The sequence below is a fragment of the Streptomyces sp. NPDC048604 genome, assembly GCF_043199435.1.
Taxonomy (GTDB): Bacteria; Actinomycetota; Actinomycetes; order Streptomycetales; family Streptomycetaceae; genus Streptomyces.
On sequence record NZ_JBICVX010000003.1, the window covers coordinates 214,940 to 239,144 of the forward strand.

General features: G+C 69.5%; 19 protein-coding genes and 1 tRNA gene. 12 read left to right on the forward strand and 8 right to left on the reverse strand.

What is annotated here, in order from left to right; genetic code table 11:
- Positions 1-2: 2 nt before the first annotated feature.
- A complete protein-coding gene (locus tag ACGFMM_RS07610) occupies positions 3-3,704 on the reverse strand; it encodes a LamG-like jellyroll fold domain-containing protein (protein ID WP_393644096.1) in 3,702 nt (1,233 codons plus the stop codon).
- Positions 3,705-3,958: 254 nt separating this feature from the next.
- On the opposite strand from ACGFMM_RS07610, the gene ACGFMM_RS07615 reads away from it, so the two are divergent.
- Positions 3,959-5,152, forward strand: coding sequence for an acyltransferase family protein (locus ACGFMM_RS07615; protein WP_393644098.1), 1,194 nt, complete (start codon positions 3,959-3,961; stop codon positions 5,150-5,152).
- Between the two features lie 170 nt (positions 5,153-5,322).
- On the opposite strand, the gene ACGFMM_RS07620 is transcribed toward ACGFMM_RS07615, so the two are convergent.
- On the reverse strand, positions 5,323-6,531 hold the full coding sequence (locus ACGFMM_RS07620; RefSeq protein ID WP_393644100.1) for a hypothetical protein: 1,209 nt from the start codon (positions 6,529-6,531) through the stop codon (positions 5,323-5,325).
- A 442-nt stretch (positions 6,532-6,973) separates the two neighbouring features.
- Between ACGFMM_RS07620 and ACGFMM_RS07625 the strand changes: the two genes are divergently transcribed.
- The 7 genes from ACGFMM_RS07625 to ACGFMM_RS07655 all read left to right on the forward strand — a co-directional run bounded on the left by ACGFMM_RS07625 (position 6,974) and on the right by ACGFMM_RS07655 (position 12,787).
- The gene (locus ACGFMM_RS07625) at positions 6,974-7,318 is read left to right on the forward strand and encodes a helix-turn-helix domain-containing protein (protein ID WP_393644102.1); all 345 of its coding nucleotides are present in this window, start codon (positions 6,974-6,976) and stop codon (positions 7,316-7,318) included.
- 92 nt (positions 7,319-7,410) lie between these two features.
- Positions 7,411-7,815, forward strand: coding sequence for a hypothetical protein (locus tag ACGFMM_RS07630; RefSeq protein ID WP_393644104.1), 405 nt, complete (start codon positions 7,411-7,413; stop codon positions 7,813-7,815).
- Positions 7,816-8,131: 316 nt separating this feature from the next.
- A complete protein-coding gene (locus ACGFMM_RS07635) occupies positions 8,132-8,623 on the forward strand; it encodes a hypothetical protein (RefSeq protein WP_393644106.1) in 492 nt (163 codons plus the stop codon).
- Between the two features lie 355 nt (positions 8,624-8,978).
- Entirely contained in the window at positions 8,979-9,656 is a 678-nt protein-coding gene (locus ACGFMM_RS07640) for a hypothetical protein (RefSeq protein ID WP_393644108.1), read from the forward strand.
- 408 nt (positions 9,657-10,064) lie between these two features.
- Positions 10,065-11,027: a hypothetical protein gene (locus tag ACGFMM_RS07645; protein WP_393644110.1), complete on the forward strand. Its 963-nt coding sequence runs from the start codon at positions 10,065-10,067 to the stop codon at positions 11,025-11,027.
- Positions 11,020-12,585, forward strand: a complete 1,566-nt coding sequence (locus ACGFMM_RS07650) for a hypothetical protein (RefSeq protein ID WP_393644112.1) — start codon at positions 11,020-11,022, stop codon at positions 12,583-12,585. Before ACGFMM_RS07645 ends, ACGFMM_RS07650 begins: the two co-directional genes overlap by 8 nt.
- A gap of 129 nt (positions 12,586-12,714) precedes the next feature.
- A tRNA-Arg gene (locus ACGFMM_RS07655) sits at positions 12,715-12,787 on the forward strand.
- An 83-nt stretch (positions 12,788-12,870) separates the two neighbouring features.
- Here ACGFMM_RS07655 and ACGFMM_RS07660 read toward each other — a convergent pair.
- The 5 genes from ACGFMM_RS07660 to ACGFMM_RS07680 form a co-directional block, all read right to left on the reverse strand.
- Positions 12,871-13,575, reverse strand: a complete 705-nt coding sequence (locus ACGFMM_RS07660) for a hypothetical protein (RefSeq protein WP_393644114.1) — start codon at positions 13,573-13,575, stop codon at positions 12,871-12,873.
- A 113-nt stretch (positions 13,576-13,688) separates the two neighbouring features.
- The gene (locus tag ACGFMM_RS07665; protein WP_393644116.1) at positions 13,689-14,528 is read right to left on the reverse strand and encodes an ATP-grasp domain-containing protein; all 840 of its coding nucleotides are present in this window, start codon (positions 14,526-14,528) and stop codon (positions 13,689-13,691) included.
- The gene (locus ACGFMM_RS07670) at positions 14,525-15,415 is read right to left on the reverse strand and encodes an adhesin (protein ID WP_393644118.1); all 891 of its coding nucleotides are present in this window, start codon (positions 15,413-15,415) and stop codon (positions 14,525-14,527) included. Before ACGFMM_RS07670 ends, ACGFMM_RS07665 begins: the two co-directional genes overlap by 4 nt.
- Positions 15,416-15,455: 40 nt before the next feature.
- Positions 15,456-17,390 carry an MFS transporter gene (locus tag ACGFMM_RS07675; protein WP_393644119.1) on the reverse strand — a complete coding sequence of 645 codons (1,935 nt, stop codon included), beginning with the start codon at positions 17,388-17,390 and terminating at the stop codon, positions 15,456-15,458.
- Between the two features lie 147 nt (positions 17,391-17,537).
- Positions 17,538-20,102: a D-alanyl-D-alanine carboxypeptidase family protein gene (locus tag ACGFMM_RS07680; RefSeq protein ID WP_393644121.1), complete on the reverse strand. Its 2,565-nt coding sequence runs from the start codon at positions 20,100-20,102 to the stop codon at positions 17,538-17,540.
- A 162-nt stretch (positions 20,103-20,264) separates the two neighbouring features.
- On the opposite strand from ACGFMM_RS07680, the gene ACGFMM_RS07685 reads away from it, so the two are divergent.
- From ACGFMM_RS07685 to ACGFMM_RS07695, 3 genes are all read left to right on the forward strand, one after another.
- Complete coding sequence (locus ACGFMM_RS07685) at positions 20,265-20,987, forward strand: GPP34 family phosphoprotein (protein ID WP_393644123.1); 723 nt, start codon at positions 20,265-20,267, stop codon at positions 20,985-20,987.
- 152 nt (positions 20,988-21,139) lie between these two features.
- Positions 21,140-22,003, forward strand: coding sequence for a helix-turn-helix domain-containing protein (locus ACGFMM_RS07690; protein WP_393644125.1), 864 nt, complete (start codon positions 21,140-21,142; stop codon positions 22,001-22,003).
- A gap of 177 nt (positions 22,004-22,180) precedes the next feature.
- Positions 22,181-22,381, forward strand: coding sequence for a DUF397 domain-containing protein (locus tag ACGFMM_RS07695; RefSeq protein WP_393644709.1), 201 nt, complete (start codon positions 22,181-22,183; stop codon positions 22,379-22,381).
- A gap of 113 nt (positions 22,382-22,494) precedes the next feature.
- On the opposite strand, the gene ACGFMM_RS07700 is transcribed toward ACGFMM_RS07695, so the two are convergent.
- Positions 22,495-23,331: a hypothetical protein gene (locus ACGFMM_RS07700; RefSeq protein ID WP_393644127.1), complete on the reverse strand. Its 837-nt coding sequence runs from the start codon at positions 23,329-23,331 to the stop codon at positions 22,495-22,497.
- Between the two features lie 80 nt (positions 23,332-23,411).
- Here ACGFMM_RS07700 and ACGFMM_RS07705 point away from each other — a divergent pair, with 80 nt between their 5' ends.
- A complete protein-coding gene (locus ACGFMM_RS07705; RefSeq protein ID WP_393644129.1) occupies positions 23,412-24,194 on the forward strand; it encodes an SDR family oxidoreductase in 783 nt (260 codons plus the stop codon).
- Positions 24,195-24,205 lie beyond the last annotated feature (11 nt).

Sequence of the window (24,205 nt, forward strand, 5' to 3'; positions counted from 1 at the left end):
GGCTACTGCTCGGCGTAGTAGAGGTCGGAGACGGAGCCCTCGTCCATGGCGCCCGCCCAGACGCGGATGCCGGCGATCCAGCCCGGGAAGTGGTTCTGCGTCAGGCTGTCCTTCCACGCGCGGCCGACGTTCAGCTTGCCCGTCGCCTGCCACGGTGCTTCGAAGACCTCGCCGTCTTCGTCGCTGTAGCGCTGCGCGTTGACGTAGAGGAACAGTGCGCCCTGGTGGAGGTCGCCCTGGTCGTCCTTGGTCTGCTGCTGTGCGTCGTAGACGACCGTCAGGCGTACCCACTCGTCCTTGGCGGCTGCGCCGGACTGAACCGTCGTCGTGGTCGGGCCAGCGGCGTCCTTGTTCGTACGGCCGAACTTCCACTGCCCGACACTGCTACCGACGGGTTGCTCGTACCACAGGCCCCAGGAGGACTGCGTCGTTCCCGGAGTGCCGAGGACCTGGACCGTGTGGGCCTTAGTGGTGTCGGAGAGCTTGCTGCCGTCGACACGGGCCCAGACGGTCGCCGTGAACGAGCCTGTCTCGTCGACGATCGAGTTGGGTCCGGCTGCGCTGGAAGCATTGCCGCTCAGCGCCATGACCTGGCGGGAGGGGACACTCGGATCGATTTCCTGGTCGATCAGAGACTGGGGATCGGTGGCGAGCGTGGCCCCGCTCAGGGTCATCGCACGGTTGTAGACAGAAGCGTCGGCGATTGTGGTGCCCGTCGCCTTGGCCGTGTTGGTTGCATCCCAGTCGCCGACCTTCGCCACCAACGGTGCGCCGGCCGAGCCGTCGCTGTCGTCGGTGTCCTCGACGCGCGAATGCGCGACGGCCTCGTCGGCGCTCAGCGCCCGCGACCAGATGTGGACGTCGTCGACGTCACCGCCGAGTGGTTCCACGTAGCCGGCGCTGCTGTGGAAGCGGCCCACCTGCATCGGCCCGGTGGCATTCCAGGGAGTGGTGAAACTGACGGGAGCGCCCTGGGCGCGGCCGTTGACGTACAGCTGCAGGGTCTGCGCGCCGGCGTCGTAGACGCCGGTCAGGTGCGTCCACACGTTGGCAGTGGGCTGCGCATTGGACACGGATCGCGCCGAGGTCGGCGTGGCGACGTCGCCGGAGTATCGGGTGAAGGCCCACTTCTTGAGACCGAAGGAGTAGTGCAGGGCGAAGCTGGACAGGGTCGTCGCCTTCTGCGAGAGGACCGTCTGGCTGCGCGACGTGTCGCTGATCTTCACCCATGCGGAGACGCTGAAAGACTTCGACGTGTCGAGCGGGGCCGTGCTGGTGGCAGCATAGGCAGTGGTGCCGTTCAGCCGGAGGGCATGCGAGCCGACGCGGGCCGCCGGCGTATAGACCGCAGAACCGCCGAGCGTCAGATCGTGCTTGGTCGCAGCCGTGACATCGGCACCGGAGTTGTCCAGACGCCAGACGCCGGACGGGGCCTCGGCTCCCGCGACCCTGAACCGGTACTCCCCCTCCAACGACGAGTGACCGGCGGCGTCATAGCCCCATACCCGAATGGTGTTCTCACCCGGCTGATCCGGCGTGATCTCGACATCCTTGGCCGTACCGACAGGAACGGTCATCGAGGCCGAGATGGCGTTGCTGTTCAGACGGTAGCGGTAGGAGACGACATCGGACTCGAGGGCGGGAGTAGCCGGGTTGGCATCACCCGGTGTGAAAGTGAATACGCCCTTCACACCTACTCCGCCCGAGGCGGGGTGGGTCTCCGATGGCTGGTACAGCTCGGGGTTCTTGCTGGTGACCAGCGGTGCTGGCGGGCTGTCGGTGTCCACCTTGAAGTAGCACCACGCCGACCAGCCTGAGAAAAGTGAGCCTGTCACCCCTCGGTCGGTCTTGTAGTACGCCTCCGTGCGGGCACGCATCTTGTAGAGCGTCTGCGGAGCGAGCGCACTGGTGTCCGCGCCGCGGATCGACGGTGCTGCCCACGTGGTACCGGGGGAACTGGCGCCCCACGTCTTGGCAGTCGCGCCGTCCTTCCACACCTCGAACTGGGCGCGCAGTTGTGCCTGCGATCCGTCGGCCGAGTCGACCGGTGCCAGCACCTGCGGAGTGGTGTCGCTGGTGAAGAACGGTGCCGTAGCTGTGCCGCACTTGGTGCCGGTGGTGCCCTGTCGGATACCGAGGGAGGCACCTGCAGGCGTCTTCGGAGGCGAGACGTAAGTGACCGAGAGCTTGGCGTCGTTGCGGAAGCGTGCCCAGGACGCGGTCGAGGACTCGTCGTGCGCCGTCAGCGACAACGTGATCTGCGGCTTCTTGCTGTTGACGAAACTCTGCACAGTCGGTGTGAGGTTTTCATTGGATTCGTTCGGATCCGTGACGTTGTCGCTGAACTCGACCCAGTTGGCCGGCTGCGACGGCGAACACAGCGTCCCGCGGCCGTTGGAGACGTTTCGGTCGCCCATGAGGTCGATTTCCTTGGGCTGGGTGCTCCAAGTAGTCGTGGAGGACACGCCGGCGTCTCTGTACTCGACCAGGTTCAGGTCGTACCAACGCGGTTCGCAGGTGAACGTCCACACCTGATAGGCCGAGAACGTCGCGTCGACGACCGTCTTGCCGTACAGGGAAGCGAGCGGATACTCGAAGAACATCCGCTGCGTGTACGGGGTGTAGGAGCACAGGTATCCGGCGTAGTCCTTGCAGTAGCCGACACCCTTGTCGCCCGAGAACTCCCAGAACTTGTCACCGTCGGAAGACAAGGCCGTCCAGTCCGAGCGGACCAGACCCGACACCGGCGGGTCGACGTAGACCGGGAACACGGTGTCCGCACCGCGCAGAAGCTTCAGATCCGGAGCGATCTCCAGACTTCCACCGGCGATCTTCACCGGGAGAGCGGTGGCCTTGTCGCCACTGCTGGGGCCTGCGGAAGGCTCCTCCACATTGGAGGGATCGGGGGTGAGCTCCGTGGCGGGAGTGGGAGCGGACTCCGCAGCCGCGGAGCGCTGAGTCGCCTTCGCTACGCTCCGGGTTTCTGCCGATGCGGGCTGGTCACCTCTGGAGTCCCACATGTGACCAGCAGGGGCCTCGAAGACCTTGGCACCGTCGTCATCCACGAACCGCAGGCCACCACCCTCGCCAGACAGGGTGCGGACGCCTTTCGCGGCCACCGACATCCTCAGCCGCTCAAGCCTCGGATTGGCTGCCGCCTGCGGTGTCTTGACGACAAGCACCTGGGTGAATCCGGTGCTGGTGGCAGTCAGTCGCAGGTCCACGCCGGGCAGAACCTCGGCGTACGTAGCCGCATCTCCATCGAGCTTCGGCTCCGGCAATTCATCCGGCCAACCGAGCGAGACCGTCTTGCCGTCCTTCTTCAGGCTGACCATGCCGCTGCCGACGCCACCGCCAGAGAACGACACCTCGGCCGTCGTCGACTTGGCCCTGATTCTGCCGCCGTCGGTCCGTTCCAGGGTCGTGTCGATGCCGGCCCATGAACCGTCGCTCTTGCGGGCCCGCACAGGAGCCGCGTTCATCGTCTGTGTGAACGTGCCGTCCGGGTTCGCGAAAAGTTGTGAGGTCTCGCTGCGACGCTCGCCGACCTCGGCAGGCTTCCCCGTCTCCTCCGCACGCGATGCCGCCTTCGACTCGGGCGTCTCCTCGGACAAGAGAGCGCCAGCGTGAAACGGAGTCGTGGCTGCGGAGGCTTCACCGACCCACGGCTGGAGCGCGGCCGCCATGACCGCCGCCGCCGTCACCAAGCCGACTCTATGGCGTGCATTACGCCATACTTGATAGTTCAAAATCCCCACCCCAAACTTACATGATCTTTACGTACGTAAATATCAGAGTGTGATCCAGGCCGGTCAACAGTGACGTGCGTCACGCTGGGTACAGAAACCCCGCGCCGCAGGACATTTCCTGAGAGAGATGCGGCCTGCCTCGCCGCCAGATGCCGCCAGCCCACGTGGGGCATGCATCTTCACCTCGCGGTTCGGCTGATAATCGCGGAATGCAACACGCGACCCACGCCCGCCGCCGGCCTGCAGCGGACCTGTCAAACAGGGACAAGCTGCCCTCCTTGACGGGGCTTCGCTTCTGGGCGGCTCTCCTCGTCGTTCTGTACCACCTGTCCCGTCAGGTGGGAGAGATACCTGGCATCAGCGAGACGGTCTGGTACGGCCGAAGCGGTGTCACATTCTTCTTCGTGCTGTCTGGTTTCGTCCTGGCGTGGACCTACGACGGCATGACGGTTCCCGCAAAAGTGTTCCTGTGGCGGCGTTTCGCTCGCATCTGGCCGCTGATGGTCGTCACAGGCGCTCTGTCTGTCGGGGTGTGGCTGTGGCTGGGGAAGGCGGTGTCGGCGAAGGCCGTCATTGCGAACCTGTTCCTCGTTCACGCCTGGATCCCCGAGACCGTGATCCTGAAGGGCGCGAACCCGGCCGCCTGGTCGCTCAGCGACGAGGCCTGGTTCTATCTGGTCTTCCCCCTGCTGATGCTCCTCCCGGCACTCCGCTCAGGCCGCGGTCGCCGCTGGATCTGGGCCCTGACCTGCGTCGGCGTCGTCGCGGTATGGCTGAGCGGCTCGTGCGTCTCCGATACGGCGACGAGGGTGTGGCTGCTGGACTACCTCCCGCTGACACGCATGCTCCAGTTCGTGCTCGGAGTGGCGGCGGGGCTCGCGGTGGCTCGGGGATGGCGGCCGCCTCTCGGTCTCTGGTCGGCCGTGGCGCTGACGGCGGCCTGGCACCTCGTCCTGATCCCCTGGTCGTGGTACGCCTCCGACGCCCTTTGGTACGGCCCGCTCCACGCCTCCCACTTGCTCTCCACGCCGGTGTTCGCACTTCTCGTCGCGGCTGCCGCGCGCGCGGACCTGGACGGCCGTCGGACCGGCTTGGGTGGTCGGTGGTCCGTGCGCCTCGGGCACTGGTCGTTCGCTTGGTACCTCGTCCACGAGATCGTCATCAGGACCTGGCTGGGCGCGTACGGGCGCCCCGACGGCCTGCTCGACACGGCCCTCGTGTGGCTGCTGGTGATCGTGGTCAGCCAGGCCCTGTCCGGCTGCGCGTATCACTGGGTGGAGCATCCCCTGGAGCGGTTGCTGCGAGCAGCGGGACCTCAGGCTCGAAGTCATCCGCAGCGCACACCTCGCTCCGGTGTGCCCGCGGCCGCTCAACCCTCGCCTACTGGGGCCACGCGAAATTAGCAACGCCAGCGATCGCCCTGACGACCCGCGCTGCTCCAGTGCATCCAGGGTTGCGTGCACGGGTGTGCCCCATCAGTAGAGGGATACGAGTCCGTCGGGAAGCCATCCCTCTAGGTAGCCCAGGGTTACGAGGGCCAAGCCCTCGGGTGAGAGGTCCCGCTGGCCTGCCTTCAGGTCCGCACACCTCCAGCGGGCGTGAGTCGCGGATCGCTCCTGGAACGCATCGGACTCTTCTGCGCTGATCCTGATGGGCAGTGCGTGAGAGACGGTCGGGCGGTCGTGAAACCAGCAGTCGTCATCACCCGTGGTGTGGATGCCGTGCAGTGTCCCGCTACCTGGGATGGCGAATCCCGAGCTGGTCGGTCAGGTGGCGTGCAACGGCTTCGTGGAGCTCTGCCTCGCTGTCTAGTAGCACCTGTGGGGCGGGCCATCAGGTGGTAGGTGTCGATGACCCGGCGCGGGGTGTGGGGGCACAGGAGGTCGCCTGCGATGGCGACGACGCCCTCGACCGCGTTGCGGTCCTTCTTGACCATGGTGGTCTTGAAGTCGGCAACGGGTTCGTAGCCCAGTGCCCGTACGGGGGCGTGGAAGCTTTCGACTCTGGCGTCGGAGTAGGCGAGGTCGCCTGCGACGAAGCCAGTCTCGGGCCAGATCTGCTTGACCGCTTCCAGCAGGCGTACGGCCTGGAGTCCGATCTCTTTGCTGGGTGCGTGGAGGGACATGCCCATGCACAGCTGGGGGTAGCGTCCGGCGCGTTCGGGGGTGGCGTGACCGGCCACGAGCAGCATTGCGCTGTAACCGAAGGTTTGGTGGCCGCCGCCGGAGACGTGGTAGCCCGCGCTGACCTCCAAGGAGGACCACTGCTTGGTGTGGTACTGCGCCCAGGTGGGGATGGCGGTGGTGTCCACCGACAGGTCACCTCTCCACTCGTCCAGCAGCCCGCGTGCCACGGCGGCTCGCACGGGAGCGAGTACCAGGCGGTTCGCCGTGCGGGACAGGACGGGTGCGGCGTCCAGGACGGGGCGTGCCCAGACCCGTCGATAGATGACGGACTCCTCGCGCGACAGTCGGCGGCGCCGGTCGTGGCGGGCTGGGTCGAGCACGGTGCTGATGCGCGACCAGGCGTCGTAGAACCGCTTGGAGGAGGTCCGGCAGGCCCTCACGTCGGTCGGCTGGATGCGCGGCAGTTTGAAGTACTTGAGCCAGTGCGGGCCGGCGCGGAACTGGACGCACTCCCATGCGTCGTCGAGGTTCGTACTGCGCCGCTCCATCGCGGCGAGAGTCAGCCCGACCAGCACGGTCTCCGCTGGCAGTCCTTTGGGACCGCGGCGCGCGGCCTCCAGCGGGGCGATCTCGTCGAGTGCGCCGCTGGAGCGCACGAGGTCGACGGCCTGGCGTACCGCGCGGTCGTCGATGCGGGAGGGGAAAGGAGCTGGCCTTCCCTACGGGTGGTGCCACGGCCATCGCGCCGACGGTCGCGGAGGTGCATTCTCCATATCGCCGTTTGCAGAAGCTCGCGGCACCTGATGTGTCGAAGGAATAGCGCCCGATCACCTCAAGCAGAGATCTGCGGTACCAGGATCTGCGCGTATGCGAGTTGACGGACACCAACCAACGGTAGATGGTCCGCACCCGAATTTGAGTGCGGACCATCGAGGTCGCTCACGACCTCAAACAAACAGGCGGATGCTGACCCACCTGCCGACGAGGAGCTCGACGAAACGAGCCCCACAGCCTCGCCAACCCATTACCCTATGTTCCATACTTGCAACACCAGTGACGGTCATCCAGAGAAGGCCAGGCGGGGAAAGGTGCGGACCCATGGGTACGTGGGATGATCTCGGCATGCCCCGGAGCAGCAACGATCAGGTCCCGCGCCACTATGTGGTCGACGGCACCTGGCCACACGCCGCTCTGACTCCCGACGCCCCCGTGAGCGCGCACTACGGGCAGGCTTTGGCCCGCAACCTCGAGCGCGCCATGGCCTCCACCGGGCACACGCTCCGTACGCTGGCTGACGTCACGGGCGTCACCCATTCCACCGTGAGCCGAGTGGTCAACGGCAGGGTCATGCCGGACTTGGGGACCATCGCCCGACTCGAGGCCGCATTCGGATTCCAGCTCTGGCCAGGGCCGGCCGCACTGCCATCGGGCCCGCCCCTCTGACGGCGCGACCACCAATCCCCGTTTAGCCGCATCCCACTTGCACGGCACGTACACTCGGGGACGATTCAGACATGTGCATGTATGCACCTCTGATGCGTCGACTGGTGTACCTCCTGTGCTTCGGGCCCGGCCATGAGGTACTGACACTCCGCCAGGAACCGGCGGGCAGACTCACGCTTCCCTCGACGCGGCGCCGCGAACGTGAGACGTACGAGCAGGCCGCCCTCCGCCTGATGGCGACTGGTGACATACGGCCAGGCGACGTCGTCGCGCGTGCCGAACCCCTATCAATGCCGTCGCCGACCGGTCGGCGCGAGGTCCGCATCTTCACCGCCCACGCCGACGAGCCGTTCCCGATGGAAGCGGGGGGCTGGGAGCAATGGGAGGCCGTTCTCCCGGAGTTGAGACACCTGGGTATCCCGGCCTTCGCCTTGCTCATCGAGGGATACATCGGGGGCTGGATCCCGGACGGATGGGTCACGTTGGACCCTGACTGAGCATCCGCTGCCCGTCACCCTCGCCCATCGACAGACATTTCACTCCCGTGCGCCCCCCTTCCCCTCGTGCGGGCCACACTGACTCTGGGTAACTGATGCCTAGTGAAGAAAACGCACGTGAGAGCACATGCATCATCGCAGAATGGCACCACACGCTGACATCCGAGGCCCCCTATTCGGTTTCTGTTCGAGGAAATCCACCTCTTCCCCTTAGGGCTCCAATGAGGGGTTTCCGGAGAAGGCCTACCGGACTGATGCGGAGCTGGATAATCTCGTCACAGATTGCAGATCCTGGGAACTGAGGGGAGGTTCTTCCGTGCAGTCACAAGCAGCGGTGGCCGTTCTTGGCGAACTCAGGTCGCTGGCCCTCTGCGACGAGCAGCGGCTTGCCGCGGCGAAGGACCGCCTTGCCCGCGCAGAGGAGGAGGTCGCCGCGGCCCGTACTGCATTCGACTCCGCGAATGCGCGCGCGGAGGTCTCTCAGCGGGTGGCGCTGGGTGCCGAGGAACTACTTGCCGGCGTCGTGCAGCCAGGCGATGACGTACCGGAACCTCTCGGCGAGCCAACCGGGTCGGCTCCCCGTGGCTCGCGGCCGACGCTAGGCCAGGAGATGGTGGCCTACGTACGCGCACAGGGTCGCGGCGTGCCCCGCGCGGAGATCGCCCGACACGTAAGCGTCGTGCGGCCGGACCTCAGCCTCGGCGGCATCGGCCCGGAGCTCACCGAACTCGTACGGGCTGGGACGCTCATCCGCCTTGAGCGCGGTGTGTACGGCATCCCCCAGGAGCCCGAGGCGGGTGATGCTTAGCGAGTAGGACCCTCGATTCAACAAGAGGGAGATGCACGCGCAAGTGCCGCCGGGGGCTGGAACCGTTCGGCGGCACAAGGACGCGCGTCTTTCTGGGCTCACGCATCGCCGTTATTCTAAGCGCCTTTTGGCGTGATCGCGAGAGCCCGGAGCAAATTCGGCCCGCCATGGGTCGGGAAATGGGCTCATCGTGTCTTTCTTCTCGCATTCGGATTCCACGACAGGCGGGCGCGCCGACACATCTGCGGCCTCGATGCCCCGGCAGCGAACCAGTCGGCAGGTAGCGGCCACGTCACCCGCGCCCCGGCGGGCGCCCAGCGGTCGCTCCAGCCCCGTGCAACAGATCAACACCGTCGTGACTCTGGCCCAGCTGGTCGAGGGCACAGGCCAGGTGCGACGGAGTGAGCTGGCGCAGCACACCGGCCGGAGCGCGGCCACCGTCGGCGATTGCATGGGCTTCTTGGCGGACGTTGGCCTCGTACGGGCAGACCGCGGCCTGTATGCAATCACCGACGAGGGGCGGGAGTTCGCCGAACTGTGGCCTCGCGATTCCGCGCGAGCCCGGCTCCTGCTGCACCCGCTGCTCGCGAGGCACTGGTCCGCCTCGGCCGCGGCACGGCTTCTCGCCGACGGCCCCCTCCCGCAGGAGGAACTGGCCGCCAGCATCCGCGCGGGCCTGCCCGGAGTGCCGCTGCGCGGCATGTACTTGGTCGAGTGGCTGGTGATCGGCCTGGTCCTGGTCCGCGACGAGCAGCTACGAGTGCACCTTGCCCCGGCCGGTGGCCATCGGCCGACATCCGGTCGGACCGACGGACCAGCCGCCGGCGAGGCAGCACCTGGGCCGAGCGGGGACGGCGCGTCGCAGGCAAGGCCAGGGCTGGAGCCGGATTCGAGTATGGCCGAACCCCCCACGGGCATCACCCTGCTCGGGCTGACCCTTCAGGAGGTCCAAGCCCTGCCCGACGCCCGGTACGCGGCATTCCTCGACGGCGTCCTGCAGAGCCTTCGCGGCGCCCACGCCCCCACCGCCTGATCCCCGGAGCCCCGAGTAACAGCGGAATGTCGCCCTGGCGTGAGCCGGGGCGACATTCCCGGGGTGGCGGCTGGTGTCCGCGCGAGGATCTGGAGCCTGGGCGCGGAGGGTTCGATCCCCTCGCCATCCACCCCTTGTCGACCAGCATGGCACTACGCACCGGAAGGGAACCAGCACCCATGCCCAACATCACCATTCGCCCAGCACACTGAACGAACGTCAGCTCGCACACCGAACGGCCGAGCCTTTCACCGCTTGGGCGTCCTCGCGTTGCGCACGTCGGAAACCCTCCCCACGGTGGTGCATGTTCGCACCACTTGCGTGGAGGTCTCCTCATGCCCCATATCCCTCAACCAACCCTCCCGGCGAGGTCGTGGCCGTGCCCGATGGCCTCAGAGGTGGCGGACCGTGGCCGGTGAAGTCACGCTCACGGCCACCGTCAGACAGGTTCTCGCCGATTGGCAGGGCTTGGTCACGCGCGGCGAGATGTCCGAGCAGACACTCAGCCGGTTCGGCCAGCTACTGCACCGCTTCGAAGCATTCGCCACGGCCCAGGGTGCCCCGCTGCTCAGAGAGCTCGACACCCCGCTGACCACGCGGTTCATCGACGCTCACGGCCGGACGCGTCACGGGCGGGTGGCCCCGGCCTCGCTGTCCACCCGACATCTGCGGCGCAGTGTCCTGCGCATGTGCTTCGCCACCGCCCGTCGGCTCGGCCTCACCGACACGGACCCCACCCGGGACATCGGCCTGCCGCCTCGCGTGACGGGCGAGACCCGGCCTCTGGACGAGGCCGAGGCCGTCGAACTACGGACGGCGGCCGAGTTCACCCGCCATGCAACGCGCCATGCCGCCGCTGCCGCGCTTGCCCTGGCCGGCGGATTCAGCGGCGAGATCGGCCATGTCACACCGTCCGACCTCGACCTCACAGGCGCGCGGGTGTGGATGCACGGCTCGACCAAGACGCGACCGCGCTGGTGCCCGCTGGACGCCTGGGCCGCCCACGTCCTGGCGGCCCGCGTCCACCACGTCCAGGCCACAGCCCCACCTGCACTTGATCCCCACCACCTCCGGCTCGCCGTCTCGTCCCGCAACGGAACGTCCGAGCAGATCCAGGCTCGTGTCTGCGTAGCGCTGCGCGACCTGATCAACCGCGTCGGCCTCAGCTCCGACAGCGCCATCCGTCCCGCCTCCATCACCGCGTACGCGGGGTGGGAGACCTTCACCCGCACCCGGCGCATCGAGGCCGCGGCCCGCCATCTCGGTATGAGCTCCCTCGACAGCACTGCAGCCCTCATCGGACACGACTGGCAAGCCCGCACCGACGACAAGCAATCCCCTGCACAGAAGGGAGACGGCAGGAATGCCTGACGACCTCTTTGGCGACCGCGTACACCGTGCTCAGCGCAAGAAGACCGCCCGCCGCGCCTGCGAATCCGACCTGCGCACCGTCTCCCGGCGCGTCAGGGACATCGCCCGGTTCGAGGACCTCTACCGCCTCGCCGCCGCCGTCGAACAAGAACCTGGCACCCGCCGGGGCCGCCCACCCGAGTACCCGCCATACGTCTACGTCCTCTTCCTCGCCCTGCGCGGCATCCACGGCTCCGCCCGCTACTGCGCCGGCGACCTGCAGGACGAGGCGGTCTGGAAGGAGATCCGCAAGGGCGTCGGCCACTACCTGGGCGAGGACGAGGCTAAACGCCTGCCCAAGACTGGGCCCTCGCGCCACCAGTGGCAGCACGCGCAACGCAAGCTCCTGGTTCCGCGCCTGGAGGCGCTCAACGCCACGTTCGCCGAGCTCGCCCTCACCCAGGCCCTGCGCCAGGGACTACTCCCCACCGACAGGCGACGCTGCTGGAGCGGCCCGCAGCGCCACCAGCTCATCGCCGGCGACGGCACCGTCGCCAAATCACCCACCCTCTCCACCACCCCCTACAGCGTCGATCCGACCACTGGCGAGGTCCGCCGCCACCGCGTCGACCCAGCCTCTTCCTGGCAGAAGGAAGGCGGAGCCGACCGCAAGGGCGCACCCGCCGAGCAGACGGCGGCAGCCACGGTCGCGCGGGAAGACGAATCTGGTGAGGCGATGGTCCTGGGCACCAAGTTCGTCGTCTTCTCCACCCGCCACCGCGGCTACTTCCGCCGCGTCTTCCTCAACTACGCCCACGTCCCGCACGACCAGGAAGGCGGCGAGGCCGCCGTCGCACTCAGTCTCGCCTGCGACATTCTCGACGCAGCCGACGGCTGCATGGGCGTCCTGTACGACGGCGCCTTCCGTGGGATGCACCGTGACGTCATCGCCCGCCGCGGCCGGCTGCTCATCAACAAGCAGCACAAGGGCACCAAGCCCCGCTACATCCGCACCGTCGCGTACCGCCGCTGCCGCCACGAACTGTGGTCCTCAGGGGGCCGCGTGCACGAGCGCGCCAACCTCGACGACGGCACCAGCACCCTCGTACCCCTCCCGGTCCGCAAGCTCGAACGCCGCGCCAGCACCCACACCCACCGCTGGTACCACCTGCTCACCATCCCCTGCCCGCGCGGTCCCCACCAACACCGTGAACCTGTCGGCGTCACCACCGCCCCTGGCGAACGCGACGACGGGCAGAGCGACGTCGAGACCGGCTTCCACCGCGCCGAGCACCTCCTGCAGATCCCCGACGACACCGCCGTCCACCAGCAGCTCTACGGCGGCCGCGAAGACGCCGAAGCGGGCTTCTCCCAGTTCGACCGCTCGCTCTGGAACCGCCGCATGATCGCCTTCGGTGCAGAAGCCCAGAGCCTCGTGGTCCTCGGCTTCCTCCTGGCCCAGAACGCCACCAGCGCCGCACGGCACCAGGAAGACCCCACCTACTCCGATGCCGATGCGGAGACCAAGGACATCAGCGACACCACAGAAGGGTCCACGGTGATCACCGACGAGAGCTGACGCCACAGCCCACTGCCCCGATCCGATCCGCTAACCTGTCAGGGACCGCCCTCAGCGGCGGTCACTATCCTTGCCATGGCGTGGATGAGTCCTCACTCAGAGTATTCAGCCACGTTGTACGCAAGGCCCGCCTTCGTAGCTCAGGGGATAGAGCACCGCTCTCCTAAAGCGGGTGTCGCAGGTTCGAATCCTGCCGGGGGCACAGCGCCAAGGGCCAGTTCAGGGGCTTGATCCCCCTCGAGCTGGCCCTTTCGCGTGGTCGCGGCCGTGGGTCTTGGTGGAGGGCTAGCGGAGTCGGGTGAGTTTGGTGGTTTGTTCGGTGATCGCGGACTGGTGCTGCAGGGCTACGGTGAGGGCCTTGTCCGGGGTGTTCGTGGTTCGGGTGGTCGGGACTGCGGTGGCGAAGAGGGCAGTCTTGGTGCCGGTGCGGACGGCGATCACGACGTAGTAGGTGCTGTCCTTCTGGACCCCGGCGACGGGCACCTTGGCCGTCAGGACGTAGGCGACGGAGTCGTCGCCCTCCTTCGGTGCCGGCTTGCGGGCTACGGACGCCTCGGTTCGGGCGCCCCATTGCTCGGCCCAGGACAGTGTGGAGCAGTTCTCGAGTGCCTTCTTGAGCGATGCGAGATACGCGTCGGCTCCGCCCGGCCGGTGCTGGGACAGGGTGATGTGCCGCTCGACGGGGGCGATCGGGTCCTTCTTGTGCGGGTCGAGGGTCATCCGCACATGGGCCTCGGCCGTCCGGTCGGCGGCGCCGAGCGCCGGGTCGAAGAGCGGGCGGCACTGCGCGGGCGTGAGGGACTGCCTCGGGGACGCGCCCGCGTCCTTGCCGAGCGAGTCCAAACGCACCGAATGGCCCGGCACTTCGCTGTCGCTCAGCCGAGCGGACCAGAGTCCCACCTCGTCTGCGCTGCCTTCCCCACTGCCTTGCGCACTGCTCTCCGCCGTGCAGCCGGAGGTCCCGGCGAGCACCGTGAGTACTGCGGCCACGCCCAGCGAAGTTCTGCGCAGGAAGGTCACGCGACACACTCGGACGAAGTGGGTGAACAGGTGGTCGCAGGTTATGGCGGGGGTGGGCCTGTCCACAGCGCAGTCGGCGATCTTCATCCAACGGCCATCTCCGCGACACGGGTCGCGGGCGCCTCAGGCTGTGTGCGGCTGAACTGCCTGTCCCGCGGTTGGAGTTGTCCCGTCGGGGTGGCTGATCTCAGGACTACGTCCAGGGCCCTGGACGGGTCCGCGGCGTAGAGGGTGCTGAACCATGGCATGTTCGCTTCGACGACGGCCCACTCCCCCGCCGTCACGCCTATGTCCAGGACCACGGCGCTCGGCAGGGTCTCGCCGTGTCGTTCCAGGAGGGTGGTCGCGAAACGGCGGGCCTCGGGCTCCTGGTGGTGGGCCATCAGCGGTGCCACGTCCAGCAGGCCGTGGCGGGCGTACTGGGAGCCGGTGCGGATCTCGCCGTCGAGGACGAACAGGCGGAACTCCACCGACCAGTCGACGACTTCGCTGACCAGGACCTTCGTGGTCGGAGCGAGCTGCGTCGGCAGGTCCCTCCCGTCGGCGTAGATCCTCGCCGGGAACGTCTTGTCCCTCGGGGGCTTGGCGAAGACGCGGGTGTCCAGCTTTCTCGCCTCCGCCAGGGGGAGTTCCTCGAGCGTTCGGTGCGTGAACTCCCTCGGCAGGTTCGGCAGCCAGTCGTCCTTCGGTTCCAGCAGGGTCACGGACAGGTCCTCGGCCACCGCTTCTCCGAGCGCCGGGCCGCCGTAGAAGTGGATCCGTTCCCGGCGCGCCCCGAGCTGCCGCGCCGCTCGTCTCGTCGTCAGGGGGATCACCTCCATGCGCCGCGCCTCCGCCGCTCGCGTCAGCAGCTCCCTGGTGGGGCTGGCGTGGGGGGTGGTCGCCAGGACCGGGGCGATCGGGGGGACCGGGGCGTGGTTCATCGGCAGCTCAGCCTCATCTGGGCCGCGCCGTGGTGCGCGCCATCCCGCTCCTGCGAGCCCCAGTCGACTCCCCGGTCCAGGAGGCGGACCGTGAACCGGTCGTCGTGCAGGGGGTACCACGCCGTGTGGAGGAGTTCGCCGCTGTGGGACGGCTGGTCGACCTCGAACCTCGCGTACGCCGAGCCGTTCGCCAGGACCTCGTACACCGTCGGATCCCCCGCCGCGTCCTGCCGGTCCGGCGGCGAGGGCACCTGGACGGCCAGCGTGCAGCTGTCGTAGCCCGCGCCCACGGGCCAACTCCACGTCGCCGTGTTGCCGTTGTCGCGCGTCGCGCTTCCCGACATGGGGATCGCCGTGAACCGGCCGTCGCACCCGTCGCCGCGGTGCCCGCCGGACGGCACCGTGTACCAGCCCTCCCGGCCGTCCTCGTACCGGCCGTGCTCGCGGTACTCGCCGCCCCGGCCGCCCGCGCAGCCCGGGCCCGCCCACGCGTCGTAGTCGGGGGACGGGGGCGGCGTCGGGGCGTGCGGCGGCGTCGGGGGCCCGCTCGTCGGGGGCGTCGGTGCCGCGCTGCCGGTCGGGTCGGCCGGCAGGCCCGTGGCCGGCTCCGACGGGAACTCCGTGGGGGCGATTCTCGTCGGGATCACCCGCACCAGTCCGCCGCCCGGTCTCGCGGCCGCCGCGCCCTGCCGGGCGTCCCCCTCGTCCCCCTCGCCGCCCTCGCCGCCGACGAGGGCCAACACCGTGATCGCCGCCGCCACCGTCAGCGCGCCCGCGATCAGCAGCACCGTCCCGCCGTGCCGCACCGGACGCGCCCTGGCGCAGTCCGGACAGACCATGCCCGGCAGTGGTCCGCGCCGTCCGTTCCCGCACCGTTCGCATGCCATAGCCGCCCATCTTGCAGGACGGCGCGCGGCTGCGGGAGTCTCAGCGCAGTTCCTCCGGGCAGGCGGTACCGCGCGGGAAGATCTTGTACGGGGCCGCCAGGCGGTACGTGCCGGGCCGCGGCGCCAGCAGCTCCGTCCACTCGTCGCCCTGCCCGTCCGGCTCGGCCTTCAGCAGGCAGCCGTGGGTGTTCGCGTACTGCGGCGGCAGGTCCTCCTCCGACGCCTCGCGGGCCCGCTTCGACGCCTCCGTCTCCTGCGGCGGCTCGAGCTTCGCGCCGTTCTCGTCCAGCAGCGCCAGCCACGGCGAATACGGCACCCGGATCAGCACCCGGCCCGCCGACTCCAGGCGGATCGTCACCTCGTTCTCGCCCGCGCGCTCCACCTTCGCCGGCGGGTCGGCCAGCGGCGTCGGGTCCTGGACCTCGTACAGCCGCCAGTTCTCGTCCGACCACACCTGCTTCAGGTACGGCAGCCCCGCCTCCACCAGTTTCGCCTCGCGCTCGCCGCCCGTGTCCGGCGCGCCCGTCGGCAGCACCACGTAGTGCACCGCCCAGCGGTCCAGCCACTCCTGGTAGTTCGCGGCGTCGAGGGTGTCGTCGTAGAAGACCGGGTTGCGCTCGATGTCGGCCTGCCGGTTCCAGCCGCGGGCCAGGTTGATGTACGGGGTGAGCGCGGACGACTCCCGGTGGCTGCTGGCCGGTACGACCTCGACCCGGGCCTTCTCCGCGCCCCGCACCTGCAGTTGGTTGACCAGCGGCGCCAGCTCGCGCGCCCACGACGCGTCGGGCGCGGTGCGGATCACGTCGTCGACGCTCTTGTAGCCGATCCACAGGTGCAGTCCGGCGATCGCGAGCACCAGCGCGTACCAGCGGCGCGAGCGCGGCACGGTGTACGGCAGCGCCGCCAGCAGCACCACGCCCGCGAACAGCATCGGGAGGCGCGAGACGTTCGAGCCGATCTGGGAGTCGACCACGAAGGTGAGCGCCGTGCCCGCCGCGTAGACCGCCGCGCCGGTGCGGACCGTCCGCCAGTCCTTCGGGACCAGGGCGTACACCAGCACGCCGAAGGCGAACGGCAGCGCCGTCGACCCCAGTGACATCGGCTGCGTGCCGGAGAACGGGAACAGCCAGGCCGACAGCGCGACCACCACGACCGGCGCCAGCCCGAGCGCGTACGCGCCGGGCCGCCGCTTGTTGAGGAACAGCGCGGCCGCGGTGACCCCGAGGAACAGGCCCGCCACCGGGCTGGCCGCCGTGGCCAGGCCCGCGAGCGGCGCCGCGACGGCGGCCTTCGCCCAGCGTCTGCGCCGCCAGCGGTGCGGCCAGCAGAACACCGCCGCGACCGCGCCGAGCGCGAACGTCATGCCGAGGCCGAACGTGACCCGGCCCGACATCGCGTTGCACAGGAAGGCGAACACCCCGGCCAGCGCGCACACCATCGGGTTCCGGACCGCCCGCACCCGGACCAGGATCAGCGCCGTCAGACCCGCCGAGAGCGTGCCGACGATCATCATCGTCGTCCGCACGCCGAGCAGGGACATCACGTACGGCGAGACCACGCTGTACGAGACCGGGTGCATCCCGCCGTACCAGGCCAGGTTGTACGCCGAGTCCGGGTGCCGGCCGACGAACTCCGCCCAGGCGTCCTGCGCGGCGAGGTCGCCGCCGCTGTTCGCGAACAGGAAGAACCAGAGGATGTGGAGGAGGGCGGCGACGCCGGTCGCGACGAGGACGGGGTAGCGGCGGCGACGACGGAAGGGGGTGCGGGGGCGGGGTACGGAGGGCCGCTCCGTGACGGGCGGCGCGGGTGCCAGGGCTGCCTGGGCCGGTGCCGTACGCGGCGAGGGCAGCGCTATTCGCATGGCCGCGTCCGGGCGGTGCTGCGGCCCGTCGTGCTCCAGGTCGAGCGGTCTGTCGTGCGGTCGGTCGTGCGCGTTCGTACCGTCGTCGGCGCGTGTCGGCTCGGCGGTGGTCACTCGGCTCTCTCCGGTCCCGGTCCTGTCCCGCTCCCCATCCCCGTCTCCCGATCGGACGCCGTCCCCGCGCCGTCGGTTGCCCCGGAACGCTAACAGGTGGGCGCCCCGGAGACCGGGGCGCCCACGCGCGCGAGAGGCCGCTGCGCGTCAGCCGAGGCGGGCCAGCTTCGTGCCGACGCCGGGCTCGACCAGGTCGGACTTGAGCGCCACGGGCGCGCTGACCTGGCCCGCTCCGACGCCGACCGACACCGTGCCGACGATGTCGCCGGCCTTGCCGCTGTGCGGGACGGTCTTGCCGCCGTCGGTCAGCTCCAGGTGCACCTTGTGGCCCGGCCAGCCGATCGGCTTCAGCTCCTTCGTCGCGACGACCTCCGTGCGGCCGCCGAGACCGTCGTCGACGTACCCGACGACCTGGCCCTTGCGGATGACGGCCGCGGAGGTCACGTCCTTCTGGGCCTGCCGGATGAGTTCGAGGCTGTAGTCGATCGAGAGCTGCAGCTTGTCGTCCAGGATCTTGGCGTTCTTCGCGCCCATGACGACGCCGAGCACGCGGTGGATCTTGCCGTCGACGACGGTGTTCGCCGCCCAGAGCAGGTTGCCGCCGGCGGGCGTCGAGGAGCCGGTCTTGATGCCGCTGACGCCCGGCTCCAGCAGGATGTTGTTGTTGTTCTCGATCCGGCCGGGGATGCCGCGGACGGTGATGTTCGGGCTGTTCACGATCTCCCGGAACACGTCGTACTGCATGACCGCCTTCGCCAGCTTCAGCTGGTCCTTCGGCGTGGACACCGTGGTGGAGTCCAGACCGGACGGGTCGGTGTACGTCGAGCTCGTCATGCCCAGGTCCTTGGCGGCGGCGTTCATCTTCTCGACGAACGCGGCCTCCGAACCGGCGTCCCAGCGGGCGAGCAGCCGGGCCACGTTGTTCGCGGAAGGAATCATCAGGAGCTGGAGAAGTTCCTTCTCCGTGTACTCCTGCCCCTCCTTCACCGGGGCGCGCGACTCGTGCGTGTTGCCGGCCTCGTCCGCGGCCTTCTTGTCGACGGTGATCTTCGGACCCTTCTGCTTCCCCTTCAGGGGGTGGTCGCGAAGGATCACGTACGCCGTCATGGTCTTCGCCACGCTGGCGAGGGGGGCGGGCTTCTGCTCGCCGTACGTGCCCATGGAGCCGACGCCCTCGACCTCGACCGCGCCCTGGCCCTCGGTGGGCCACGGCATCTTCAGCTCGCCGCCCTCGAAGGTGTGGACGGGGGCGACGGAGAGGGACAGGACGGGCTGCGGCAGGGGGCGCACAAGCTGCACGACCGCAAAGACGATCAAGACGAGGACCACCAGCGGGGTCCAGATCCTGAGGCGCCGCACGAGCGTGCGCATCGGGCTGGGCGGCGGGGGCGGCGTGTTGGTCAGCTCGGCGAGCAGGTCGAGCGGGGGCAGCGGCGGCATGGGCTGCTGCTTGGTCCGCTCGGGCTCACTGAGCGACGCGGGCTGCTGCGGCGGCGCGGCCGGCGACGGGGCGGCCGGCGACGGGGCGGCCGGGGACTGGGCAGCCGGCGACGGGGCGGCCGGGGCGGAGGCCTCCTCCTTGCGCAGCGGCACGAAGGTGCTCGGCCGCTCCGGGGCGGGCTCGCTCCGGGGCGGAGTCGCGGGCGCCAGCGACGACGGGAGCTTCAGGGCGGTGGTCGGCTGGTCGACGACCGGCGGGCGGACGGCCTTGAACACGGCCGTCGGCTGGTCCACGACGGGCGCGGCGGGCTTCTCGGCCGCCGCGGGCTTCTCCTCGGCGTCCCCGGGCTTCTCAGGCGTCTCCGGAGCCGCCTTCGCCGCCTCGGGGGCCTTGGGGTCCTCCTCGGGCGTAGGGGCGGGCGTGGCGGGCTTCTTGGCGGCGAACCAGGACTCCGGCACGGGGGCGGCCTTCGCGGCCGGCACGGGGGCGGCCTTCGGGGCCGGCACGGGGGCGGTCTCGGGCTCGTCGTCCGACGCGGACTCGGGCTCGTCCGAGTCGGGCTCGTCCGAGTCGGGCTCGTCCGACTCGGGCTCGTCCGACTCGGGCTCGTCCGACTCGGGCTCGTCGACTGCGTCCGCGTCCGCGTCCGCGTCGGTGTCCGCGTGGACGTCGGTCTCCGCGTCCGTGTCGGAGTCCGCGTCGGTCTCCGCGTCCGCCGCCGGCTCGGCGGCCGCCGCGGGCTCGTCCGTGGCGGGCTCCTCGGCCGTCTCCGGCTCGGCGTCCGCGTCCGTCCGCGGCTCCGCCTCCGGCTCCGTACGGGCCTCCGCGGACTCCTCCGCGTCCTCCGCGTCCTCCGCCTCCTGCGAGGCGGCACGATCCTGCGCCTCAGCGCCCTCCGCGTCCGCGTCGTCCGCCCCGTCCCCGTCCGCGTCCTCGTCCGCGTCGTCCGTGGCCACCCACGCCGCCACCGCGGCCTTCAGGCGGTCGTCGGCGCCCTTCTCGGGCTCCGCCGCGGACTCGGCCGCGGACTCCGCCGCCGGCTCGCTCGCGGGCTCCGCAGAGGGCTCCGCCGTGGCCTCGGAGTCCTCCGGGGCCCGGGGGGACACGGTCTTGAAGACGGCGGTCGGCTGGTCGACCCGTACCGGGGAACCGGAATCGCCCAAGAGGGCCAGCCGCGGATCCTGTCCGCCCGAAGCCGCCTCCCCCGACGACTTCCGCTGCTCCGACTTGTCGGGGGACTCGCCCGCCACCGTGCCTCCTCCATGCGTCATCTGTTCGTCCGAACCATCTACCAGTGTCCTGTGTGAACCCCTTGGCTCCCGTGCTAGACGAGAACGACATACCTACCGGTTCCCGCCCCAACCGACCAGGCACTCTCGACAGATGAATGTGAGAGGGGTCACCCTGTCATTCATCCACGCGGGGAGGCATGGATGGGCAGGAGCCGCAGAACACTTCCGGAGGAGCTTCTGCTGCTCGCTCTGGACCCGACCACGGGTACCACAGCGCAGCCGCAGTCGCTCGACCTCGGCCTCGCCGGAGCACAGCTAGTGGAGCTGGCTCTGGCAGGACGGATAGCCCCTGACGGGGATCGTATCGCCGTGGTGATGCCACGGCCGACCGGAGATCCGACTCTGGACTCCGCACTGGAACTGCTGCGCAGGCGCGGCAGCCCGGTCCGGGCCGTCCACTGGATAGGCGGACCCCGACTGGGGCTCCGCCAGATTTACCTCGCTCATCTGGAGCGGTGCGGCATGGTCCATGCCGTGGCGGGTCAGATGTGCGGAGTGCTGCCGACGACTCGCTACCAGGCGACGGACACGGCGATCAGCCGGGACATCAGGGCCCGGCTGGACAGTGCGATCCGCACCGGCGTACCGCCGGACCCGCGGACCGCGGCGCTCGCCGCTCTGGCCCACGCGGTCGGTCTCGGCAAGCACCTGTACCCGGGCAACGAAGGACGGTCGTCGCGGTCCCGGCTGCGCGACCTGATCCGGCACGACCCGATGGGCGGTCTCGTCGCGCACGCGGTGATGGACGTCCAGAACGGCGTGGGCGCGCAGCCCCGCCGTGCGGCCCCCGGCGGGGGCCGTCAGGCGGCGGTGCCGGTGCAGCCGGCCCGCGGCCGCATGGCCCGCGCGGTCGCGTCGCACTGACCGCGCGGACCACTGGTACGTGTGCGCGGGGCAGCCCCACCGGCTGTCCCGCGCACCTGCGTTGTCGCCGTTTTCCAGCGCGCCCCGCACCTTTGGTGGCAGTCTGCCAAGCAGTAGATACGTACAGCTACGCAGCCGGAGGTGCAGTTCCCGTGGCGTCCAACGTCAACCCCACCGTCAGGCGACGCCGATTGGGCCAGGAGTTGCGCCGGCTTCGCGAGCTGAAGGGCATGACGGCGGAGCAGGTGGCGGAGCGCCTCCTGGTCTCCCAGTCGAAGATCAGCCGGCTGGAGAACGGCCGCCGTTCCATCAGCCAGCGCGACGTCCGCGATCTGTGCGGCGTGTACGAGGTGGAGGACGACAGAGTCGTCGAGTCGCTGATGCAGATGGCCAAGGACTCCCGCCAGCAGGGCTGGTGGCACGCCTTCGGCGACATCCCGTACAGCGTGTACATCGGCCTGGAGACCGACGCCGAGAGCCTGCGGGTCTACGAACCCCAGGTCATCCCCGGCCTGTTGCAGACGAACCGGTACGCGGAGGCGCTGATCGCGGGCGCGCTGCCGGAGTCGACGCCGACCGAGATCGAGAAGCGGGTCAACGTGCGCACCCGGCGGCAGGACCGGATCAAGACGCAGGAGGTTCCGCTGCGGCTGTGGGCGGTGATCGACGAGGGCGCGCTGCGCCGGATCGTCGGCAACAGGCAGCTGATGATCGAGCAGCTGCAACATCTCGTGGAGCAGTCGCAGCTGCCGCATGTGACGGTTCAGGTGTTGCCGTTCGACTTGGGGGCGCATCCGGGCATCAGCGGGCATTACGCCATTCTGGAATTCCCGGACACCTCGGACTCCAGCGTCGTGTACATCGAAGGCGTGACGAGCGACCTGTATCTGGAAAAGGCGAATGACGTCTCCAAGTACAGCGTCATGTACGAGCACCTTCGCGCGCATGCCCTGAATGTCGAACAGACCCGGCAGTTCATCGAGCGGATCGCGAAGGAGTACGCGAGCTCGAACTGAGGGAGCGGAACGGTACACCCCGGTTCCTCGTCACCGGAAGTCCCACTGGAATATGCCACTCTCACGAGTGAACACCCGGCCCACGCCCCGAGGCCGACCAGTAGCGTCGATCACGCCAGCATGAGCGCCGGCGACAACGTCGGTGCCACGTCGATCGGCAGAATCGGAGCCAAGAACATGGCGATTATCCAGGGTGGTACGGACAGCTGGACGAAGTCCTCGTATTCCCACGGAGACGGTGCCTGCGTGGAGGTCAAGTCCCCGGTCCTGGCCTCCATCGCGGTGCGTGACTCAAAGGCCCCCGAGGGTCCTTCGATCACTTTCGCACCGCACTCGTGGAACGCGTTCGTGGGCGAAGTGAGCACGGGAACTCTCTGAGTGCTCCACTCGTCCGATCCACACCGGCACGCACCAGCACAGAGCCCTCTCGACCGGCTTCGCCGTCCTGGCCGAGAGGGCTCAGCCTTGCCCGCCGACCCCCTACTCCCCCGTCAGCGCAGCTCGTCCACGTAGCGGTCCGTTCCCGGCACCGTCGGGACGAACGGCGCGACCAGCTCCACCCTCCCCAGTTCCCCGGCGTCCAGACCCGTGAAGTGCTCCTGCCAGCAGGCGCGCGGGTCCGCCTCCAGGAACCACAGCAGCGTCAGCCGGGTGTCGACCCCCTCGACCTGCTTCACATACGTCATCCGGTCGCCGGGCAGCGGGGTCGGCCGGAAGACCGTGACCATCGCCGCCGGTGAGCCCGCGAGGCGGCGGGGCAGCTCCCGGGTGCGCAGCCACTCCAGGAGTTCGGCCCGCCGCTCCGCGTCCTCGGCGTCGATCACCTGCAGGACGAGCCCCTGGTACGGATGGTCCAGGGCGTGGAAGTCGCGGGGGCCGGCCGCGCCGTCGCGATACACGGTGGCCTCGTGGTCCTGGAAGGACGTGAAGACGTGCGTCCGGGCCTGGTGGACGCGGGCGTCGCGGTTGAGCCGCTTGTTGATGGCGACCGTCCACTTCATGTGCTCGGCGTAGCGGCCCTCGGTGATCCAGTACGTGGAGATGTAGCAGCCGGCGGTGACCGGCTGGGCGACCGCGGACTTCTCCGGGTAGCGCAGTTCCTGCAGTTCGCGGGTGGCGACCCAGCGGCGGCCCGCGTACATCCAGGGCATCGCCATCGCGCCGGCGTAGTAGTGGTCGTCCTCGTACCAGCGGTTGTACGCGTACTCGTGGCCCGGGTGCGGCTCCACCATGGTGATCAGCGCGTGCCCGGGGCGGATGCCGTACGGGCCGACCGCGGCCAGTTCGGCGTACGCGTCGCCGCGGGTGTCACCCTGCTCGTCGCTCATTCGCTGCCCCTTCCCAAGTCGTTGCCGGAGACCTACTCTGACGGGCCGTCAGATGGATGGCCAGAGCCGGGAGGTCGCGGATGCTGCTGCAGGGAAAGACCGTCGTCGTGTCCGGAGTCGGCGCCGGTCTCGGACACCGGGTCGCCGCCGCCGTCGTGCAGGACGGCGGCAACGCCGTCCTCGGCGCCCGCACCGAGGACCGGCTCGCCGCCTGTGCCGCGGAGCTCGACCCGAAGGGCGAGCACACCGCGTACCGGGCGACCGACATCACCGACGAGGCGCAGTGCGAGGCGCTCGCCGCGCTCGCCGTGGAACGCTTCGGGGCGATCGACGCGGTGGTCCACGTCGCCGCCCTGGACAGCTACTTCGGCGGCCTGGAGGACGCCGACTTCGCCACCTGGCAGGGCGTGCTCGACGTCAATCTGCTCGGCACGCTGCGGATGACCCGGGCCTGCCTGCCGGCGCTGAAGCAGCGCGGCGGCTCGGTCGTCGTCATCGGCACCCAGTCCTCCGTGGCCGCGCCCTCGCAGGTCCGGCAGGCGGCGTACGCGGCGTCGAAGGGGGCAATGACCAGCGCGATGTACTCGCTGGCGCGCGAACTGGGGCCGCACCGGATCCGGGTCAACACCGTGCTGCCGGGCTGGATGTGGGGCCCGCCGGTCCAGGCGTACGTGACGTTCGCGGCGAGCACGGAGGGTGTGCCGGAGGAGGAGGTACTGGGGCGGCTCACCGAGCGGATGGCGCTGCCGGAGCTGGCGACGGACGCGGACGTGGCCGACGCGGTGGCGTTCCTGGCCTCGGACCGCGCGCGGTCCATCACCGGCCAGTCGCTGCTGGTGAACGCGGGCGAGCTGATGCGGTAGCGCCGGCGCTC

Coding starts and splice junctions, on each gene's coding strand:
- ACGFMM_RS07685 (WP_393644123.1), top strand. CDS start 20,265: ATGGGCAGGAGCCGCAGAACACTTCCGGAGGAGCTTCTGCTGCTCGCT.
- ACGFMM_RS07615 (WP_393644098.1), top strand. CDS start 3,959: ATGCAACACGCGACCCACGCCCGCCGCCGGCCTGCAGCGGACCTGTCA.
- ACGFMM_RS07625 (WP_393644102.1), top strand. CDS start 6,974: ATGGGTACGTGGGATGATCTCGGCATGCCCCGGAGCAGCAACGATCAG.
- ACGFMM_RS07700 (WP_393644127.1), bottom strand. CDS start 23,331: ATGAGCGACGAGCAGGGTGACACCCGCGGCGACGCGTACGCCGAACTG.
- ACGFMM_RS07680 (WP_393644121.1), bottom strand. CDS start 20,102: ATGACGCATGGAGGAGGCACGGTGGCGGGCGAGTCCCCCGACAAGTCG.
- ACGFMM_RS07695 (WP_393644709.1), top strand. CDS start 22,181: ATGGCGATTATCCAGGGTGGTACGGACAGCTGGACGAAGTCCTCGTAT.
- ACGFMM_RS07650 (WP_393644112.1), top strand. CDS start 11,020: ATGCCTGACGACCTCTTTGGCGACCGCGTACACCGTGCTCAGCGCAAG.
- ACGFMM_RS07630 (WP_393644104.1), top strand. CDS start 7,411: ATGCGTCGACTGGTGTACCTCCTGTGCTTCGGGCCCGGCCATGAGGTA.
- ACGFMM_RS07670 (WP_393644118.1), bottom strand. CDS start 15,415: ATGGCATGCGAACGGTGCGGGAACGGACGGCGCGGACCACTGCCGGGC.
- ACGFMM_RS07665 (WP_393644116.1), bottom strand. CDS start 14,528: ATGAACCACGCCCCGGTCCCCCCGATCGCCCCGGTCCTGGCGACCACC.
- ACGFMM_RS07705 (WP_393644129.1), top strand. CDS start 23,412: ATGCTGCTGCAGGGAAAGACCGTCGTCGTGTCCGGAGTCGGCGCCGGT.